General features: G+C 72.5%; 14 protein-coding genes and 1 pseudogene. 8 read left to right on the forward strand and 7 right to left on the reverse strand.

From position 1 onward, the window contains the following. Positions 1-16: 16 nt before the first annotated feature. From tauA to ME121_RS19070, 3 genes and pseudogenes are all read left to right on the forward strand, one after another. Positions 17-1,030 carry a taurine ABC transporter substrate-binding protein gene (gene tauA, locus ME121_RS19060; RefSeq protein ID WP_012318747.1) on the forward strand — a complete coding sequence of 338 codons (1,014 nt, stop codon included), beginning with the start codon at positions 17-19 and terminating at the stop codon, positions 1,028-1,030. Positions 1,031-1,053: 23 nt separating this feature from the next. After that, positions 1,054-1,845, forward strand: a complete 792-nt coding sequence (locus ME121_RS19065; protein ID WP_012318746.1) for a taurine ABC transporter ATP-binding protein — start codon at positions 1,054-1,056, stop codon at positions 1,843-1,845. Continuing rightward, a pseudogene (locus tag ME121_RS19070) lies at positions 1,842-2,691 on the forward strand (ABC transporter permease subunit). Before ME121_RS19065 ends, ME121_RS19070 begins: the two are co-directional and overlap by 4 nt. Here the strand turns inward: ME121_RS19070 and ME121_RS19075 are convergent. Then, complete coding sequence (locus ME121_RS19075) at positions 2,688-3,407, reverse strand: phytanoyl-CoA dioxygenase family protein (RefSeq protein WP_012318744.1); 720 nt, start codon at positions 3,405-3,407, stop codon at positions 2,688-2,690. The pseudogene ME121_RS19070 and the gene ME121_RS19075 overlap by 4 nt on opposite strands. A gap of 712 nt (positions 3,408-4,119) precedes the next feature. Here ME121_RS19075 and ME121_RS19080 point away from each other — a divergent pair. Continuing rightward, on the forward strand, positions 4,120-4,719 hold the full coding sequence (locus ME121_RS19080) for a PAS domain-containing protein (protein WP_029361120.1): 600 nt from the start codon (positions 4,120-4,122) through the stop codon (positions 4,717-4,719). 12 nt (positions 4,720-4,731) lie between these two features. Here the strand turns inward: ME121_RS19080 and ME121_RS19085 are convergent, their stop codons facing one another. After that, the gene (locus ME121_RS19085) at positions 4,732-4,908 is read right to left on the reverse strand and encodes a hypothetical protein (protein ID WP_012318742.1); all 177 of its coding nucleotides are present in this window, start codon (positions 4,906-4,908) and stop codon (positions 4,732-4,734) included. Between the two features lie 266 nt (positions 4,909-5,174). Between ME121_RS19085 and ME121_RS19090 the strand changes: the two genes are divergently transcribed. The 3 genes from ME121_RS19090 to ME121_RS19100 all read left to right on the forward strand — a co-directional run bounded on the left by ME121_RS19090 (position 5,175) and on the right by ME121_RS19100 (position 6,827). After that, complete coding sequence (locus ME121_RS19090; protein WP_012318741.1) at positions 5,175-5,684, forward strand: ferritin-like domain-containing protein; 510 nt, start codon at positions 5,175-5,177, stop codon at positions 5,682-5,684. Positions 5,685-5,781: 97 nt separating this feature from the next. Next, positions 5,782-6,426, forward strand: coding sequence for a cysteine hydrolase family protein (locus ME121_RS19095; protein WP_081437756.1), 645 nt, complete (start codon positions 5,782-5,784; stop codon positions 6,424-6,426). A 203-nt stretch (positions 6,427-6,629) separates the two neighbouring features. Then, entirely contained in the window at positions 6,630-6,827 is a 198-nt protein-coding gene (locus tag ME121_RS19100; RefSeq protein WP_012318739.1) for a hypothetical protein, read from the forward strand. Between the two features lie 91 nt (positions 6,828-6,918). On the opposite strand, the gene ME121_RS19105 is transcribed toward ME121_RS19100, so the two are convergent. Continuing rightward, complete coding sequence (locus ME121_RS19105) at positions 6,919-7,689, reverse strand: SDR family NAD(P)-dependent oxidoreductase (protein ID WP_024830379.1); 771 nt, start codon at positions 7,687-7,689, stop codon at positions 6,919-6,921. A gap of 152 nt (positions 7,690-7,841) precedes the next feature. Here ME121_RS19105 and ME121_RS19110 point away from each other — a divergent pair, with 152 nt between their 5' ends. Continuing rightward, a complete protein-coding gene (locus tag ME121_RS19110) occupies positions 7,842-8,471 on the forward strand; it encodes a TetR/AcrR family transcriptional regulator (protein WP_012318737.1) in 630 nt (209 codons plus the stop codon). 45 nt (positions 8,472-8,516) lie between these two features. Here ME121_RS19110 and ME121_RS19115 read toward each other — a convergent pair whose 3' ends face one another. From ME121_RS19115 to ME121_RS19130, 4 genes are all read right to left on the reverse strand, one after another. Beyond that, positions 8,517-8,861: a DUF1330 domain-containing protein gene (locus ME121_RS19115; RefSeq protein WP_029361121.1), complete on the reverse strand. Its 345-nt coding sequence runs from the start codon at positions 8,859-8,861 to the stop codon at positions 8,517-8,519. 64 nt (positions 8,862-8,925) lie between these two features. Further along, complete coding sequence (pyrF, locus tag ME121_RS19120; protein ID WP_029361122.1) at positions 8,926-9,618, reverse strand: orotidine-5'-phosphate decarboxylase; 693 nt, start codon at positions 9,616-9,618, stop codon at positions 8,926-8,928. Positions 9,619-9,688: 70 nt separating this feature from the next. Then, the gene (locus tag ME121_RS19125) at positions 9,689-10,306 is read right to left on the reverse strand and encodes a uracil-DNA glycosylase family protein (protein WP_012318734.1); all 618 of its coding nucleotides are present in this window, start codon (positions 10,304-10,306) and stop codon (positions 9,689-9,691) included. 137 nt (positions 10,307-10,443) lie between these two features. After that, positions 10,444-12,639 carry a xanthine dehydrogenase family protein molybdopterin-binding subunit gene (locus tag ME121_RS19130; protein WP_053622451.1) on the reverse strand — a complete coding sequence of 732 codons (2,196 nt, stop codon included), beginning with the start codon at positions 12,637-12,639 and terminating at the stop codon, positions 10,444-10,446. Positions 12,640-12,676: the final 37 nt, after the last annotated feature.

Below are 12,676 nucleotides of genomic sequence, written 5' to 3' on the forward strand. Positions count from 1 at the left end.
GGAGAGGGGACATCTCATGACATCAGCCGGTCCGCACCGCCGCGCCGTCGCGCTGGCCGCCCTGGCCACCCTGGTTCTCGGCGCGCCGCTCCCCGGCACCGCCCGCGCGGCCGACCGGGAGGTCACCTTCGCCCACCAGGACATGGTGGTGCCGTTCCGCGCCCTGATGGCCTCCGGGGCGATCGAGAAGGCGACCGGTTACACGATCCACTGGCGCAAGTTCGGCGGCGGCGGCGACGTGATCCGCGCCATGGCCTCGGGCAGCGTCCAGATCGGCGAGGCGGGGTCGAGCCCGATCGCGGCGGCCGCCTCGCAGGGGCTCGACATCCAGCTGTTCTGGATCCTCGACGAGATCGCCGACGCCGAGCAGCTCGTGGCCCGCGCCGGCAGCGGCGTGACGGGCGTGGCCGACCTGCGCGGCAAGACGATCGCGGTCCCGTTCGTGTCGACCGCCCACTACCAGCTGATCGCCGCCCTGGCGGAGGCCGGGCTGACGCAGGCCGATGTCCGGATCCTGAACATGCGCCCGCCCGAGATCGCCGCCGCCTGGGAGCGCGGCGACATCGACGCAACCTTCATCTGGGATCCGGTGCTCGCCCGGGTGAAGAAGTCCGGCACGGTGGTGGTCTCGGCCGGCGACCTCGCCCGCCGGGGCAAGGCGACCTTCGACGGACTCGTGGTCGACCGGGCCTGGGCGGCGCGGAACCGCGACTTCCTGGCGACGCTCGTCCGGCTGATCGCCGCCCAGGACGCGGCCTACGCCGCCAAGCCCTGGGGCGCCGACGCGCCGGAGGTGGCGGCGGTGGCCCGGGTCACCGGCTCGGCCCCCGCGGAGGTGCCGGCGAGCCTCGCGGCCTACCGGTTCCCGACCCTGGAGGCGCAGGCCTCGCCGGCCTGGCTCGGGGGCGGCGCCGCCAAGGCCCTGACCGAGACCGCCGCCTTCCTGAAGGCGCAGGGGCGCGTGCAGGCGCTGGCGCCCGACTACGCCCGGTTCGTCACGACGGAGTTCGTCGAGGCGGCCCGGAAATAGCCTGTCGCCGGACCGGAGGGCCCATGATCGAGATCCGCAACCTGAGCGTCCGCTACGGGCAGGGCGCCGACGCGGTCGCCGCGCTGTCGGGGATCGACCTGACCATCGCGCCCGGGGAGTTCGTGGTGGCGCTCGGCGCCTCGGGCTGCGGCAAGACCACCCTGCTCTCGGCGATCGCGGGGTTCCTGGCGCCCAGCGAGGGCCGCATCCTCCTCGACGGGGTGCCGGTCCGGGGGCCGGGGGCCGAGCGGGGCGTGGTGTTCCAGCGCCACGCCCTGATGCCCTGGCTGGACGTGGCCGAGAACGTGGCCTTCGGGCCGAAGATGCGGGGCGTGCCCCGGGCCGAGCGGCGGCGGATCGCCCTGGCGATGCTCGACCTCGTGGGCCTGCCCGACTGCGCCGACCGGAAGGTCCACGAGCTCTCGGGCGGCATGCAGCAGCGGGTCGGCCTCGCCCGGGCGCTCGCCGGAGACCCGCGTGCCCTGCTGATGGACGAGCCGCTCGGCGCGCTGGACGCCTTCACCCGCGAGCAGATCCAGGAGCTGATCCTCGAGATCTGGCACCGGACCGGCAAGATGGCCTTCTTCATCACCCACGACGTCGAGGAGGCGGTGTTCCTCGCCACCCGGCTGGTGATCATGAGCCCGCGGCCCGGCCGCATCGTCGAGACGCTGGACCTGCCCTTCTCCCGGGCCGCGGTCGCCGGCCGCGACACGCGGGCCGTGAAGTCGGACCCCGCCTTCATCGCCGTGCGCGAGCGCGTGCTCGCGCGCATCCGCGGCGGCGCCGACGCGGCGGCCGAGGCCGTCCGATGAGCGCTCTGTCCCGCGCCGCGCCGGACACGGTCCCGGCCTCGGCGCCGGCCCCGCGGGCGCGCTTCGGATCCCGCCGCGGCGGGATCCTGGTGCCGGCGGCCAGCACCGTCACCGTGCTGTCGGCCCTCGGCCTCTGGCTGGTCGCCACCCGCGCCGGCTGGGTGAAGCCGCTGTTCCTGCCGCCGCCGGAGGCGGTCCTGGCGGCCTTCGGGCAGGCCTGGCGCGGGGAGATCGACGGCGCCCCGCTCGGGCTCCACATCGGCGACAGCCTCCTGCGCGTCCTCGGCGCCTTCGCGCTCGCCGCCCTGTTCGGCATCCCGGCCGGGCTCGCCATGGGCACGAGCCGGATCGCCCGGGGCATCCTCGACCCGCCGATCGAGTTCTACCGGCCGCTGCCGCCGCTCGCCTACCTGCCGCTGATGATCATCTGGTTCGGGATCGGCGAGCTGTCGAAGGTGCTGCTGATCTTCCTCGCCTGCTTCGCCCCGGTGGCGCTCGCCGCGCGGGCGGGGGTTGCGCTCCGCCTCGCTCGACCAGATCAACGCCGCGCGCGCCCTCGGGGCGAGCCGCTGGCAGGTCCTGCGCCACGTGGTCTTCCCGGCGGCGCTGCCGGAGATCCTGATCGGCCTGCGGATCGGCATGGGCGTGGGCTGGACCACCCTGGTGGCCGCCGAGATGGTGGCGGCCCAGGCCGGGCTCGGGCAGCTCGTCCTCAACGCCTCCAACTTCCTGCGCACGGACGTGGTGCTGATGGGCATCCTGGTGATCGGCCTGTTCGCCGGCCTGTTCGAACTCGGGATGCGGGCCCTGGAGCGCGTGCTGGTACCCTGGAAGGGCAGAAACTAGCGCCGCCGCAGCACCTGCTTGAGCCGGCTGTCCGCGTGCGGATCGACGTAGTGCAGCAGGGCGGTGGCCCGGATCGCGTCGGACGCGCAGGGCTCGTTCGTGTGCAGCGAGCGGTAGCCCCAGAAGAAGTAGAGGCTTCCCGGCTTCAGCGACAGGCGGATCACGCGGTTGCTGCCGCGGTCGTAGGCGCGGGTCAGGAGCGTCTGCGCGAGCGGATTGTCGACCAGCACCTTGTCCACGAGGTTGACGAGGTAGCTCCGACGCAGCGGGCGGGTGTTCGGGTGGATGATCAGGCGCCCCGGGGACCCGTGGTCCGGCATCGTGATGGGGATGAGGGCCGTGAGCACGTAGGAGTCGAAGTGGAAGCGCATCGAGTGCGTCCTGGCGCCCCCTCCCGTTAGGCAGCGCAGGATCTGGTAGAAGCCGACATCCGGCGCGGGCCGTCCCACGGCGCTCTCGTAGATGCCGCGGCACAGGGCGTTGAAGGCCGGGTCGTCCGGCAGGGCGGCCAGGAACGTGCCGCCGAGATCCTTCGTCCCGGCGAAACCCGCGTACTCGCCGCCCTTCGCGGCGACCGCCCGCGCGACGAAAGCCTGCGCGACACGCAGGTCCTCCGGGCTCACGTAGTCCTCGAGAACCGCGTAGCCCCGTGACGTGATCTGCTGTGCAATCGCCCCCGCGACCGGTCCGGAGGGGGCCTTGAACATGTAGCTCATGGGACCGTACCTTGCCGACGCGCGCCGCACGACGCCTGAGAGCCGGTAAATCCGCTACCAAGAACACTATCTAAGCCTATACAACCCAATTCGGCAATCGTTAACCGGCATAAATAGCTGCACGGGATGGCGCAATTTGCGCCATTACTGCACAGTCCGCCGGAGCAGCTGGATTCGTTCTCGCGGCGCGGCGATGGATGGTTCCGCGCGGAGGCTCTGTGGATCGACGGAGCCTGCCGTCTCGCGTGGGTCTCTGCATCCACGTCCGCGTCCCGACAAGATGTGGGGCCCATCAGGCAGCGGACGTGGAGGTCGGCAGAACCAACCCGTCCTTGATCGCGTCGGCCCGCGCGCCGGTCGCCCTCATTTGATGTGCTGACGAACCGCCCTCGGCCTTCGCGCGGATGTCCAGGGCGCGCCCGATCCGCTCCGGGTCGGGGGCGGCGCCGGTTCCGCTCGTGCCGGCGCAGATCAGGTGCCGGCCAGTGGAAGGGACGGCCCGTCGCCGCGCGAAGCAGAAGAAAATTCTCTTCCAGCCCTCCGCTCAACTCTGGCGGAAGCCTAGGGCCGGCCAACCGGACATGGAGAGACAACACATATATTTGAATACAAGATCTTTACGAACATTTATATTACGCTAAAACGAATTAGGCAGGATCACACGCGTCGTGCAGCATCGCCTCTGGCTGCGGTGAGATCGGGGATGTCTCGGATGGACCACGCGGACGACGTCGTATCCGAGGCGGCGCTCGTCGCGGCGCTCGAGGCCTCCGGCGGCGTCGGCTTCTGGATGTGGGACATCCGCCGGGACGAGGCGCGGGCCGATCCGGTGAGCGCCCTGCTGTTCAACATCAGCCCGGCCCGGTCGCGGGCCGGGGTCAGCCTCGCCGAACTCCTGAAGGCCGTCCATCCGGACGATCAGCCCCATATATCGCAGGTCATCCTGGACTGTGTCCGGACCGGCGGCTCCTACACGGCCGAGTACCGCGTCCGCTCGCCGGAGGGGCGGCTGCGGTGGCTGTTCACCCGCGGGCACTTCTACTTGGACCAGGACGGGCGGCCGACCACCGGACGGGGCGTGATCGTCGAGATCTCGGACAGCAAGTCGGCCGGCGCGGCCTTCGCGGAGCGCGACGGGGTCACGATCGACGATGCGCTCAACCGCACCGCCGACCTCTGCCTGTCGCTGCACAACACCGTCTCGGCGCTCGGCGACACCGCCCTGGTGGCGCTGGCCGAGACGCTGCTCCTCGAGACCGGCAAGCGGCTCGCGGAGCGCCAGCGCGCCGAGCGCAGCGGCGCCCTGCACTGAGCGGGGCGTCCGCTAGAGCTCGCGGATCTTCCGCTCGATGCGCGCCGCCTCGGCTTCGTCGACCTCCACCGGCCGGCCGGTATCGTTCGGCAGGCCGGGCCCCGTCTGGGCGATGGTCTCGTCGCGGGGGCGGGCGCTCGGGCCGTCCGAGAGCGGCGGCTCCTTCGGGCGTTCGCGCTCCTGGTCCATCGCCATCCTCCAGGTCCGAGACCGCGCCCCGGCCGGATGCCGGGCGCGCCTCACAGGACCAGAACCCCGCGCGGCCCCGTCCGGGTCCCGGCGCCGTGCCGTCCCGCTCGGGACCGGCGCACGCCCCGTGCGGTGACGGGGCGGGCCAGGCCCGCGCGGCCGGGCGGCCCTGCGCCTGCGACCTTCCGACCGGAACTTGGCCGTGCGGCACCCGTGTTTGCCGGTTGAAAGAGCCCCGGGCTCGCAACCACTGAGAGGTGAACACCATGACCATGGACGCCCGCGAGATCTACGTCACGGCCCTGAAGAACACCCATGCTGTGGAGATGCAGGCGCTGCAGATCATGGAGCGGCAGGTCGAGCGCCTGGAACGCTACCCCGAGATGGAGCAGGCCCTGCGCCGCCACATCGAGGAGACGCACGGGCAGCGCCACCGGCTGGAGGAGGCGCTCCAGAGCCTGGGCGACAGCCCCTCGACCCTCAAGGAGGGCTTCCTCGGCTTCGTCGGCAACATGATGGCGCTGGGCCACACGCCGGCCCAGGACGAGATCCTGAAGAACACCTACGCCAACCACGCCTTCGAGAATTTCGAGATCGCCGCCTACGAGTCGCTGCTCACCATCGGCGACGCGGCCGGCCAGCAGGGCCACCGGACGGCGTTCGAGCAGTCGCTGAAGGAGGAGCAGGCCATGGCGGAGGCGGTCCGCAAGCTGATCCGCCCGACCACCGAGCGCTACCTCTCCCTGACGACGTCCGGCGCCAAGGCCGACCGCTGAGGTCCCGCCGTCCCCGCCCCGAGACGGGGCGGGGACGGCGCCCTCGTGCACCTTCACCCCTTCCCGAGCCACGTCGAACCGGCCTGATCGCGCGCCCATGGACACCGGAAGCCGCCCATCGACGGACAGCCCCCGGCCGGAGCCGGGATCCCCCGGCGGAGCCCTGGGACGTGGCTGCGTCCATCTCTGCGTCGACATGCAGCGCATGTTCGCCGAGTCGACCGACTGGCAGACGCCGTGGATGAACCGCGTCCTGCCCCAGGTCTGCCGCCTCGCGGCGGCGCACCCGGAGCGGACCGTCTTCACCCGCTTCATCCCGGCAGCCCGGCCGGGCGAGGGCCGCGGCACCTGGGCGACCTACTCGCGGCGCTGGGCCGGCATGACCCGGGAGCGCCTCGACCCGGGTCTGATCGACCTCGTCCCGGATTTGGCCCGGCTGGCTCCGCCCGCCGAGATCGTCGACAAGACCGTCTACTCGCCCTGGCTGGAGACCGGCCTCGACGCGCGCCTGAAGGCGCGGGGCGTCGACACCCTGATCGTCACGGGCGCCGAGACCGACGTCTGCGTGCTGGCCGCCGTGCTCGGCGGGGTCGATCTCGGCTACCGGATCGTGCTGGCCACCGATGCCCTTTGCAGTTCCTGCGACGAGGCGCACGACGCCCTCCTGCTGATGTACCGGATGCGCTACGGCCACCAGGTCGAGACGATGACGACCGCCGAGATCCTCGACCGCTGGCACTGAGCCGGCCGCCCGCCTGCCCGCCGGGCCCGAACATTCGCCCTGTAATGGCCAAGCTCAGGCGAGTTCTCCGCCGGGTGCCGCCGGCCTTCCCGGTTCACGAACACTCGATCCGTGCGCTCGCGCACGCGAAAAACAGTCGCAACGCCTGAACCAGCGGCCGGCGCGACCGTTATGCTCCTGAACACGGTTCCGGAGGAAAGGTTATGGCCAAGCACGAGATCCTCGGCTACTTCGAGCACCGCCGCGACGGAGCCTGGGTCTGCGTCCGTCCCTTCACCCTGACCACGCGGGATGCCAGCGTCGACATCCGTCAGGGCATGCGCTTCGACTACGGCAAGCGTGTCGGGGGCGTCGATCTGGCCGAGTACCTCGAGCGCCTGGGCTCGCAGTTCGGGTCCTGAGAGAGCGGCCGCCGGCCCGCAACACAGCGCAGATCCTTCGACGCGGCGCCGGGCGTGACCCCGGCGCCGCGTCGCGTCGTTCCGGCCCCGTTCAGGCGCCCCCCCACTGCATCGTCAGGCCACCGTCGACCACCAGGGTGTGGCCGGTGACGTAGGCGGCGTCGTCCGAGGCGAGGTAGAGGATCGCCCGGGCGATCTCCTCCGGCTGGCCGGCCCGGTGCCACGGGATCCGCTCCAGAGACTGGTCGAGAACCTCCCGCTTCTCGAACCGGTCGGCGGTCATCGGCGTCTCGATCAGGCCCGGGGCGACGTTGTTGACGTTGATCCGGTCCTCCGCGAGTTCCCGCGACAGCGACCGGCAGAGGGAGCCGAGCCCGGCCTTCGACATGCCGTAGGGGGCGCTCTCCGGCGTCGGCAGGTGCTGGGCCACGGAGGAGACGAACACGATCTTGCCGTTCCCGCCCTGCGCCCGGCGCATCCGAATGAAGGGGCGGGCGCAGAACAGCGGCCCCATGAGGTTCACCCGCAGGATCCGCTCCAGCACCGCGTCGTCCATCTCGGCGACCGGCATGCCGCTCATGGCCTGCCCGGCATTGGCCACGAGGATGTCGAGGGTGCCGAACTCGCTGCCGATGCGGTCGAAGGCCGCCGTGACCGCCGCCGGGTCGCCGACATCGAGCTGGAGCACCAGCGCCCGGCGGCCCGCGGCCTCGACCCGCGCGGCGGTCTCCCGGATGCCGTCGGCGTCGCTGTGATAGGTGATGGCGACGTCGGCGCCCGCGCGGGCGAGCAGCTCCGCGGTCGCCTGCCCGATGCCGGAATCGGCCCCGGTGACCAGGGCACGGGTGTCGGTGAAGCTCATCGCGGATCTCTCGCTGGCGCCGCCGTCGCGGCCGGGTGCCTGGGCAATGGGTGTCGCCGGGGCCGGTTCCGGGCGCGCGCAGCCGCCGCAGGGGAACCCGATCTGGGTTCGCGTCTTTGACGCTCCGCCTCCGCATGGCCTAGTGAGGACGCATGTCCCTGGAAGTTACGATCCCCTCGCTCGCGGAGGAGTGCGCGCCCGACACGCGGAGCCGCATCCTCGCGACGGCGGACGCGTATTTCCGGGAGATCGGCTACCAGAAGACGACCGTGGCCGACATCGCCCGGACGCTGAAGATGAGCCCGGCCAACGTCTACCGCTTCTTCGAGTCGAAGAAGGCGATCAACGAGGCGGTGCTGGAGCGGCTGATCGGCGAGAGCGAGGCGGTGATCCTCGGCATCGCCGACCGGCCCGGCCTCGACGCCGCCGCGCGCCTCGCGGCGGCGATCGAGGCCCTGCATCGCGACTGCACCCGGCGCTGCGAGACGTTTCCCCGCCTGCACGAGATGATCGAGGCGGCGATGGCGGAGAGCTGGGACGTCTGCCGCCACCACGTGGCCCGGATCACCGCCGGGTTCGAGCGGATCATCCGCGACGGGGTGGCGCGGGGCGAGTTCGAGGCGGCCGATCCCGCCGAGGCGGCCGCCTGCATCCACGTCGCCATCGCCCGCTACACCCACCCGCTGCTGGTGGGCTGCTCCACCCTTCAGCCGGTGCCGCCCATGGCGGCGATGACCGCGTTCCTGTTGCGGAGCCTCGCGCCGCGCAGGCCCCTGTCGTAGCGCGCCGGGGCCGCCCCTCTCGGGTTCCGCCCCTTGCCCCGCGGGCTACTCGGAGGCCGGTCCCGCCTCCGGCGCCGGCTCGGAGGCGCTGGGCTGCGGGCCGTCATAGCCCTCGATCACCAGGATCTCGGCCTCGACGCCGCCGCGCTGCTTGGCCTTGGCGGCTTGGTAGAGGTCGGAGTTCCAGCAGGCGAGGGCGTCGGCGTAGCTCGGGAACTCGATCACCACGTTGCGGGACCGGGCCGGGCCCATCACCGCCGCGTGGGCGCCGCCGCGCACGAGGAAGCGGCCGCCGAACTTGGCGAAGGCCGCGCCGTTGGCCGCCACGTAATCCTTGTAGGCCTCCGCGTCGCGGACATCGACCCGCGCGATCCAGTAGCCCTTCGTCATGCTGCGTCTCCTGCCCTGCGGAGCGAAGTGGATCCGGCCCGCGCGAAGGCAATCCCTGTCCGGGTCAGGCGAGGTCCGCCACGATCGCCTGCGTGACCGCGCGGGGGTCGGCGGCACCGGTGATCGGGCGGCCGACCACCACGTGGTCGATCCCGGCCCTGCGGGCATCGCCCGGCGTCATGACCCGCTTCTGGTCGCCGGCCTCGGCGCCCGCCGGGCGGATGCCCGGGGTGACGATCAGCCTGTCCGGCCCGACGATGCGACGGACCGAGCCCGCCTCGGCGGCCGAGCAGACGAGGCCGTCGATGCCGATCTCGGCGGCCTGGGCGGCGCGCTTGGCGACGAGCTCCGCCACCGGCAGGCCGTAGCCGGCCTCCGCGGCGTCGGCATCGTCGTAGGAGGTGAGCACCGTCACGGCGAGGATCCTGAGCCCCGCGCCCCGGCCGCGGACCGCCGCCCGCATGGTCTGCGGGTAGGCGTGGACGGTGAGGAAGGTGGCGCCCGAGCCCGAGGCCGAGCGCACGCCCTCCTCGACGGTGTTGCCGATGTCGTGGAGCTTCAGGTCGAGGAAGACCTTGAGGCCGCGGGCCGCCAGCCGCTCGGCCAGGGCGAGGCCGCCCGCGTAGCCGAGCTGGTAGCCGATCTTGTAGAAGGTCGCGGCGTCGCCGATCCGGTCGATCAGCGCCTCGGCCGCCTGCACGCTCGGCAGGTCGAGGGCCACGATCAGGCGGTCGCGGGGGTCGGCAATCTCGGTCATCGGCACGTCCTTCGGGGGTCGCGGCAGCGATCCCGCGGAACGCCGGCGACGTCAATGCCGGCACGGCCCCTCACCCCGCCATCACCCGCGCCACCTCGGCGCGCAGCACCGGCAGCAGCTCCGCCTCGAACCAGGGCTCGCGCTTCAGCCAGCCGTTGTTGCGCCAGGACGGGTGGGGCAGGGGCAGGACCCGGGGGCGGCGCGGCTCGGCCAGGATCTCCCGCCAGCGCCGCACCGTCCCGGTGAGGCCGCCCTCCATCCGCCCGAGATGCCAGCCCTGCGCGTACTGGCCGATCACCAGGATCAGCTCCAGCTCCGGCAGGCCGGAGAAGAGCTCCGCCCGCCAGCGCTCGGCGCATTCCCGGCGGGGCGGCCGGTCGCCGCCCTTGGCGTCGAGGCCGGGGAAGCACGACCCCATCGGCACGATGGCCACCCGGGCGGGATCGTAGAACCGCGCCTCGTCGAGGCCGAGCCAGGCGCGCAGCCGCACCCCGGACGGGTCGGTGAAGGGCTGTCCCGTGCGGTGGGCCCGGGTGCCGGGCGCCTGGCTGGCGATACAGAGGCGCGCCGTGGCCGAACCCTGGACGATCGGTCGGGGCTCCTGGGGCAGGGGCGGCCCGTAGAGCGGGCTGTCGCGGCAGAGGCGGCAGGCGCGCAGGCGCGCGGCGGTGTCGTCGAAGGCGGGCATGCCCCGGAGATGGCGTCGCGGCGCCCGAAAAAGAAACGGCGCGGTGTCGCGCCGCGCCGTCGTCAGTCGGGTCTCTTGCCTTGGGGGGAAGGCTCCTCCGTCCTACGCCGATGCGCGCGATCGGAACGTGCGTTTCCTCACGCGCCCTTCACGCCCGAGAGGTCGAGGGGCAGCGAGCGCACGCGCCGGCCGGTCGCGGCGAAGACCGCGTTGGCGATCGACGGCCCGAGCACGGGTACGCCCGGCTCGCCGATCCCGGTGGGCGCCACCTGGCTCGGCACGATGTGCACCTCCACCTTCGGCATCTCGCTCATCCGGGTCGGCTCGTAGGCGTCGAAATTGTGCTCCTGCACGTGGCCCTCCTTGAGGGTGATGCGGTTCCGCAGCACCGCCGACAGGGCGAAGCCGACCGCACCCTCGACCTGCGCGCGGATCACGTCCGGGTTGACCGGCACGCCGACATCCACGGCCGCCACGATCCGGTTCACGCGGATCGCGGCGTCGCGCGCCGTGACGTCGGCCACCATGGCGACGTAGGAGCCGAAGGATTCGTGGACCGCCACCCCGAGGCCGCGCCCCTGCTCCTGCGGCTTGGCGCTCCAGCCGGCCTTCTCGGCGGCGAGCTTGAGCACGCCGGAGAGCCGCGGCGCCTGGGTCAGGAGGGACAGCCGGTAGGCTACCGGATCGACGTTGGCGGCGTGGGCCAGCTCGTCGATCATCACCTCCATCACGTGGGCCGTGTGGGTGTGGCCGACCGAGCGCCACCACAGGACCGGCACGCCCTCGCGGCCGTTATGGACACCGAAGCGGTAGGCCGGCAGCGCGTAGGCGGTGTCGGAGGCGCCCTCCACGGTGGTCGAGTCGACGCCGTTCTTCACGATCATCGCCTCGAAGGGCGAGCCGATCATGATCGACTTGCCGACCATGACGTGGTCCCAGCCGACCACCGCGCCCTTGCCGTCGATGCCGGCCCGGACCCTGTGCAGCACGGTCGGGCGGTAATAGCCGCCGGCCATGTCGTCCTCGCGGGTCCAGACGAGGTGCACGGGGGCCTTCTCGCCCGACGCCTTGAGGACGGTCGCGGCCTCCGCGAGGTAGTCGGCGGTGGGCGTCGCCCGGCGGCCGAAGGAGCCGCCGGCCCAGTTGCTGTGCAGCCGGACCCGGTCGGGCGTCACCCCGAGGATCGCCGCCATGGTGGCCTGCTCGACGGTCTGGAACTGGAAGCCCGCGTAGACGTCGTAGCCGCCGTCGGCCGCCCGCTCGATCGTGGCGTTGAGCGGCTCCATCGCCGCGTGCGCGAGGTAGGGGAAGGTGAACTCGGCCTCGACGACCTTGGCGGCGCCCTTCAGGGCCGCCTGCGGGTCGCCGCGCTCGGACGCGGTGAGGCCGGGACTTTTGGCCCGCTCGCGGTACTCGGCGAGGATCGCGTCGGACGAGCGGGTCTCGGCGGTGCTGTCGTCCCAGGCGACGGTCAGCGCCTCGCGGCCCTTCATGGCCGACCACGTGTCGCGGGCGATCACCGCCACGCCGGTCGGCACCTGCACCACGTCGAGGACGCCCGCGACCTTCCGGGCGGCCGCGGCGTCGAAGCTCTTCACGGTGGCGCCGAAGCGCGGCGCCCGGGCCACGACGGCCTTGACCTGGTTCGGGCGGCGGATGTCGAGGGAGTAGACCGCCGTGCCGTTCGTCTTGGCGACGGAATCGAGGCGCGGCACCTTCTGGCCGATCAGCGTCCACTCGCTCGGGTCCTTGAGACGCGGCTCGGACGGCACCGGCAGGGAGGCCGCCGAGGCCGCGAGCTCCCCGAACCGGGCCTGCCGGCCGGACGGGGCGTGGCGCACGAGATGGTCGGCGACCGTGATCTCGGCGACCGGCACCTTCCAGCGGAAGGCGGCCTCGGCCGTCAGCATCTCGCGGGCGGCCGCGCCGGCCTTGCGCAGCTGGAACCACGAATTGGCCACCGCGGTCGAGCCGCCGGTGCCCTGGATCGGGCCCATCAGGGTGTTGTTGTAGAGCGCCGCGTCGGCGGGCGCGAACTCCGTGCGGACCTTCGCCCAGTCGGCGCCGAGCTCGTCGGCCAGGATCGTGGCGAGCCCGGTCGTGTTCCCCTGGCCCATGTCGAGGTGCTTGATCACCACCGTGACGGTGTCGTCGGCGCCGATCCGCACGAAGGCGTTGGGCTGCGCCTTCACGTCGGCGAGGTTCGGGCCGGGCGCGGCGCGGGCGGGTTTCGGGTCGAGCCGGAACGCGACCACGAGGGCGCCGGCGCCGGCCAGCAGGCCGCGGCGGCTGGGGCGGGCGGGCAGGGGGCTCGGTCGACGGGCGTTCAGCATGGCGGCGAGGCTCCGGTCGGGACCGCGGGGGAGGGCG

Source organism: Methylobacterium sp. ME121 (assembly GCF_000974725.1).
Lineage (GTDB): Bacteria > Pseudomonadota > Alphaproteobacteria > Rhizobiales > Beijerinckiaceae > Methylobacterium > Methylobacterium radiotolerans.

Bases quoted from the DNA above. Each gene is read 5' to 3' on its own strand.
- ME121_RS19085 (WP_012318742.1), bottom strand. From the start codon at position 4,908: ATGGACCAGGAGCGCGAACGCCCGAAGGAGCCGCCGCTCTCGGACGGC.
- ME121_RS19115 (WP_029361121.1), bottom strand. From the start codon at position 8,861: ATGACGAAGGGCTACTGGATCGCGCGGGTCGATGTCCGCGACGCGGAG.
- pyrF (WP_029361122.1), bottom strand. From the start codon at position 9,618: ATGACCGAGATTGCCGACCCCCGCGACCGCCTGATCGTGGCCCTCGAC.
- ME121_RS19100 (WP_012318739.1), top strand. From the start codon at position 6,630: ATGGCCAAGCACGAGATCCTCGGCTACTTCGAGCACCGCCGCGACGGA.
- ME121_RS19105 (WP_024830379.1), bottom strand. From the start codon at position 7,689: ATGAGCTTCACCGACACCCGTGCCCTGGTCACCGGGGCCGATTCCGGC.
- ME121_RS19125 (WP_012318734.1), bottom strand. From the start codon at position 10,306: ATGCCCGCCTTCGACGACACCGCCGCGCGCCTGCGCGCCTGCCGCCTC.
- ME121_RS19095 (WP_081437756.1), top strand. From the start codon at position 5,782: ATGGACACCGGAAGCCGCCCATCGACGGACAGCCCCCGGCCGGAGCCG.
- ME121_RS19065 (WP_012318746.1), top strand. From the start codon at position 1,054: ATGATCGAGATCCGCAACCTGAGCGTCCGCTACGGGCAGGGCGCCGAC.
- ME121_RS19075 (WP_012318744.1), bottom strand. From the start codon at position 3,407: ATGAGCTACATGTTCAAGGCCCCCTCCGGACCGGTCGCGGGGGCGATT.
- ME121_RS19080 (WP_029361120.1), top strand. From the start codon at position 4,120: ATGGACCACGCGGACGACGTCGTATCCGAGGCGGCGCTCGTCGCGGCG.
- ME121_RS19090 (WP_012318741.1), top strand. From the start codon at position 5,175: ATGACCATGGACGCCCGCGAGATCTACGTCACGGCCCTGAAGAACACC.
- ME121_RS19130 (WP_053622451.1), bottom strand. From the start codon at position 12,639: ATGCTGAACGCCCGTCGACCGAGCCCCCTGCCCGCCCGCCCCAGCCGC.
- ME121_RS19110 (WP_012318737.1), top strand. From the start codon at position 7,842: ATGTCCCTGGAAGTTACGATCCCCTCGCTCGCGGAGGAGTGCGCGCCC.
- tauA (WP_012318747.1), top strand. From the start codon at position 17: ATGACATCAGCCGGTCCGCACCGCCGCGCCGTCGCGCTGGCCGCCCTG.